General features: G+C 56.8%; 5 protein-coding genes. 1 reads left to right on the forward strand and 4 read right to left on the reverse strand.

Going from position 1 to position 4,860, the window contains the following annotated elements; translation table 11 throughout:
• Positions 1–423: L-serine ammonia-lyase, iron-sulfur-dependent, subunit alpha (locus VFU50_09760; protein ID HEU5233135.1), on the forward strand; the 423-nt coding region annotated here is incomplete at its 5' end.
• Between the two features lie 21 nt (positions 424–444).
• Here the strand turns inward: VFU50_09760 and VFU50_09765 are convergent.
• The 4 genes from VFU50_09765 to VFU50_09780 form a co-directional block, all read right to left on the reverse strand.
• Positions 445–975 (reverse strand): DUF488 domain-containing protein, encoded by a 531-nt coding sequence (locus VFU50_09765; GenBank protein HEU5233136.1) that lies wholly within the window; start codon positions 973–975, stop codon positions 445–447.
• Between the two features lie 47 nt (positions 976–1,022).
• Positions 1,023–1,481, reverse strand: coding sequence for a GatB/YqeY domain-containing protein (locus tag VFU50_09770; GenBank protein ID HEU5233137.1), 459 nt, complete (start codon positions 1,479–1,481; stop codon positions 1,023–1,025).
• Between the two features lie 113 nt (positions 1,482–1,594).
• Positions 1,595–2,389, reverse strand: a complete 795-nt coding sequence (locus VFU50_09775) for a M15 family metallopeptidase (GenBank protein HEU5233138.1) — start codon at positions 2,387–2,389, stop codon at positions 1,595–1,597.
• Positions 2,390–2,445: 56 nt separating this feature from the next.
• On the reverse strand, positions 2,446–4,860 hold a 2,415-nt coding region (locus tag VFU50_09780; protein HEU5233139.1), incomplete at its 5' end, for a hypothetical protein.

The following is a 4,860-nucleotide window of genomic DNA, read 5'->3' on the forward strand; positions in this document are numbered from 1 at the left end:
TATCTGCTCACCGCCGGAGCCATCGGCATTCTGTACAAAGAAAATGCTTCCATTTCGGGCGCGGAAGTTGGCTGCCAGGGTGAGGTCGGTGTCGCATGCTCCATAGCCGCAGGCGGCCTGGTTGCCGCCCTCGGCGGGACAAATCGTCAGGTGGAGTACGCTGCCGAGATCGGAATGGAGCACAACCTCGGGATGACCTGCGACCCCATCGGAGGACTCGTGCAGATCCCCTGCATCGAACGCAATGCCATGGGATCTGTGAAGGCCATCAATGCCGCGCGCATGTCCATGAGCGAAACCGGCGAGCACAAGGTTTCATTGGATCAAGTGATCGAAACCATGTACCGCACGGGGCAGGACATGCAATCGAGGTACAAAGAGACGTCCTTAGGTGGCCTGGCTCTTAATATTATCGAGTGCTGACGAAGGCCGGCTGCACGCCGGTCAAAACAGCTTCGCCTCGGCATAGATTAACTTTCCATCGACCAATCGCGCTTCGTCGGTCAACTTATGCGGACGCGCCGGCTTCTCGTTATCGATGTGCAGAATTTCGTGACCATGCGCTTTGAGATAGTCGGAGACGAGCATGCGATGACAACGAAAGTACACGCGTTCGGCGCACATGATTGCGGTGGGACCACTTTCTGCGAGTTGCACTAGCTCCTCGATTCCGCTCTGGAACTCTGCGGTAAGCATGTAGTCCGCATAGTTGCGAAATGAATCATTTCGCAATCCGGTGTTTGGGGAATCCTTTCTTTGTTTCTTCCGCCTGCCGCCCAACGCGGGCATCCAGATATAACGGATTTCTGATTCGGGAAGTGCTTTCTCCAGTGAGTCGCGATTGAAATGCGGCAACCGGCGCGACATGGGAAAAGCGCGGATGTCGACCAGTGTTTTTATTCCATGCGCTTTCAGCGCTGATACAAGCTCGGGCAATTCTCTGGTTGAATGCCCAATGGTATAGATGGTAGCCACTGGAAAGTGCTGTCACATCGAGCCCGTGGCCCTGAGAGGCACGTTAGTTAGGCGCCGCTGAGCAACTTCTTTACGGTTTCACTTACAAGTTTGCCGTCCACGCGAGTGCCTTGAGCTGCGAATTTCGACATGGCATTCTTCATCACCGTGCCCATGTCTTTCATCGTCGGCGAGCCCATTTCGGAAATTGTTGCCCGCACAACAGACGCGATCTCCTCTTGTCCGGCAGCTTTGGGTAAATAGCCTTCGATAATGCCGATCTCGGCGGCTTCCTTATCGGCCAATTCCTTCCGTCCGCCCTTGGTGAACTGCTCGATCGAATCCTTGCGCTGCTTGATGAGCGTATTCAGGACAGCCATGGCTTCCTGATCGTCCAATGCCGCGCGTTTATAGATTTCTTTGTTTTTGAGCGCCGCTTTTACCATCCGAAGTGTACTAAGCCGGTGTTCTTCGCGCGCTTTCATTGCCGCAGTGATGTCCTGCGTAATGCGTTCCGGAATCGTCAAAGGAGAGGCTCCCGTCACAAGGCGATTACAAAGCTCAGACAAGTATATCGAGGCGCGCGTAACAGCCCTTTTGTGGCCCTAGCTTTGCATTTGAGAGCTGCAGAAGGGTGTGACTACTGCACGGTTCTCTGCGCTCTAGTGGCGTGCGCGGAAGAGGCCCCGCCGCCCAGATCTTCGAAGCGCACATTCATGATCGGATACTGCTTCCAGTCCTTATAGTCGAAGTGCCACCACTCGTTGGGGTAGACGAGGAAGCCTTCGGACTCCATGGCGCGGCGCAGAATCGCTCGATGCTGGCGCTCTTGCGGTGTGCCGCCGGGGTAGTCGGCAAAGGCGCGCTGCGTCATCTCGTCGTAGACGCTAGGCATCGAGACTTCATGCCCAGTCTTCAGATCGTAGATGCTCAGATCGACGGCACAGCCGCGATTGTGTTTTGAGCCGGTCGCGGGATCGGCGACGAAGATCTTCTTGTCGTCCGGCGTCGCGTCCCAGAACATCTTGGTCACATACCACGGACGATAGGCGTCGTGAATTACGACTCCATAACCTTCCGCGTGCAGCTTCTGGTTGGCTCGCGCCAGTGCCTCGGCTGCCGGGCGCTGCAGAAACGCGCGCGCCTGCGAATACATTGGCGTGCTCAGGAAGTTGTCTTTGGTCGCGTAACGGATATCGAGCTTGATCGTAGGATCAAGCTTCACCAGCTCCACAAGGTCGGGATTCCTGAACGGTCCCGCTTCTGGAGGAGGCGTAGCGCGCAGAGCTACCGCGCGCAGTTCCTCGATGGGGTGCTGAGGTTTGAGGTGGAAAATTCCGTTGCTGATCTCCTGCGGGTCAATCTTCGCTGCGTGGAGCACAGTTCCGCAGGAGGTCAGCAAAGCCAATGCGAGAAGCCATCTGGGGGATTTCATGGCGCGGGCGCTCCCTCTGGCAAATAAATACTCCGAAATCATCCCAAAGGTTTCAATTATTTTTCGACATCGTTCTCCTCGCCCCCACTGGAAGGAGTTGGTGCCGAATTGGTGCTCGGATTTTCGAGGATAATCGCCGGAACTTCCTGCTGCCGGACCAGCTGATTGAAGTTGGCGAGGTCAGACTTAACCAACTCGTCCCATTTCGCAACTTGCTGATCGCTGCGTTGCTTGAGCAGGTTGAAGACATCGTAGGACTGCTGCGTTGGAGCCGCATCGGCTGATGAGACTGAACCTGCCAGCGCGACCAGCTCATTGTTGAGGCGAATCGGATAGTTCAGCACATCCTGGCTGCTCTTGGCTTTGGTTTGGATCAGCGCGTCCTGGATCGGATCGATCTTCTGCGTGAGAGCTTTCGCCGCATCGCGCACCGCTTTTCCGTGATCATCTTTTGGCAGGCGCTTGTCGAGATCGTCGATTTGCTTCTTCACGCTGTTCATCTGGTTGATAGCTTCATCGACTTTGCTCACCTCATCGTGAATCTGGAGAAGCAGATCGAATTGCTTCTGCAGATCGGCTTGTTCCACTTTGATACGCGGATCTCCCTTGATCTCGAGCGGCTGGGTGTAGGACTTGCCGCGTACTGTCAGGCGTACCTGATAATTGCCCGGCACCGCGACCGGACCACTGTTACTTCCTCCCCAGAGAATTGCGCCGGGAACTTTCGTGGAATCCTCATAGCGAAGATTCCAGACGAAGCGATTCAGGCCGGCGTTTCCGGTAGGATTCGGCTGCGCCTGACGCATAAATCCCTCACCCGCTTCTTCGTTCTGCGATTCGGTCACCGTAGGCTGCTTTGGCGGATAGGTGCGAATCACTTTGCCCGACCCGTCGAGAATTTCGAGGGTTACGTGTTCCTCTTTTGGCTTTTCCGCCGCCACTTGGCGCGTGATCTCCTGCTTCTGGGCTTCGGTCTTTGCACCTGTAGGAGCGTTGGTCTTCGGAGTGCCAGGCTCCCTTCCGACTGCAGCCTCCTGAGTGGCGGTTGGAGGTTGCTGTGCGCTGGCCGAGCCAGCGCCTTCAGCAGCTTCACCGGGCTTAGAAGGATTCAGAGCGGTTTTTAGCGAGTAGTAGATGATTGCGCCGTTCGGCGGATTCTGCCCAACTGCGGCGCCGCGACCGCCTCCGCCGAATCCTCCCCCGAAGAAGCGATAAGCGGTGGAAGGCTTGTAGAGAGTTACGTCAGCGTTGGCTTGCGACGGCTGATACTCGCGCAACGGAGTAATGTCGTCCATCACCCAGAATGCGCGTCCATGCGTTGCGACGACTAAGTCAGTATCGGTGACGGCAAGATCACGCATGGAACTCATTGGCAGATTGCGCTGCAGCGAGCGCCAGTGTGCTCCGTCATCAAAGGAAACGTACACGCCAATTTCCGTGGCCACATAGAGCAGACCTTCGCGTTTCGGATCCTCGCGAACCGCACGCACCACGGCGCCTGCAGGGAGATCACCGTTCACGCGCTTCCAGCTTTTGCCGAAATCGGTGGTCTTGTAGGCGTACGGAGCCCAGTCGTCACTCTCATGACGATCCACCGCGACGTACGCTGTTCCAGCATTAAAATGACCAGCTTCGATAAGGCTGATGCGCGCGTAGTGAAAGATTGGTCCATTGCCGCCGTCGGGCAAATCCTTCGGGGTGACGTCCGCCCAATTCTTGCCGCCATCGGTGGTCACGTGTACCAGGCCGTCGTCGCTTCCGGCCCAGATCGCGCCTGCTTGAACCGGCGACTCGGCAATGGTGAAGACGGTCGCGTAATACTCAGCGCTGGTATTGTCCTGTGTGATCGGCCCTCCGGATGATTGCTCGGTCTGCGGATTGTTGCGGGTGAGGTCGGGACTGATCTCCTGCCAGTGGTATCCGCGATCGCGTGTCATCAAGACCTTCTGAGCGCCGTGATAGATCACATTGCGATCGTGCGGAGAGATCACGATCGGCGCAGTCCATTGGAAGCGGTATTTCAAATCAACATCGCCATGGCCCATAGGATTCAGCGGCCAGGCGTTCATCTCGCGCTCGGTGCCGAGCTGTTTGTTGAACTCCGTAATGCTGCCGTCGTAACAGCCGGCATAAACGATGTTCGGATCTCCTGGCTGAGGCGCGATGTATCCGCTCTCGCAGCCTCCGACCGGATCCCAATCGGTGCGGTCAATCCCAAAATGGTTCGTCGCACTCGCAATGCCGACGCTCGTGTTGTCTTGCTGTGCCCCGTAGATGTGGTATGGGAACTGATCGTCGACGATAACGTGGTAGAACTGCGCGGTGGGCTGGTTGTCCTGCGAGGTCCAGTGCAGCCCGCCGTCGGTGCTGATGTCGGCTCCGCCGTCGTTGGAATTGATCAGCCGCTTCGGATTCGTCGGATCGATCCACAGGCCATGATTGTCGCCATGCGGCGTCGGAAGCTGCGTGAA

Source organism: Terriglobales bacterium (assembly GCA_035764005.1).
Taxonomy (GTDB): Bacteria; Acidobacteriota; Terriglobia; order Terriglobales; family Acidobacteriaceae; genus Gp1-AA112.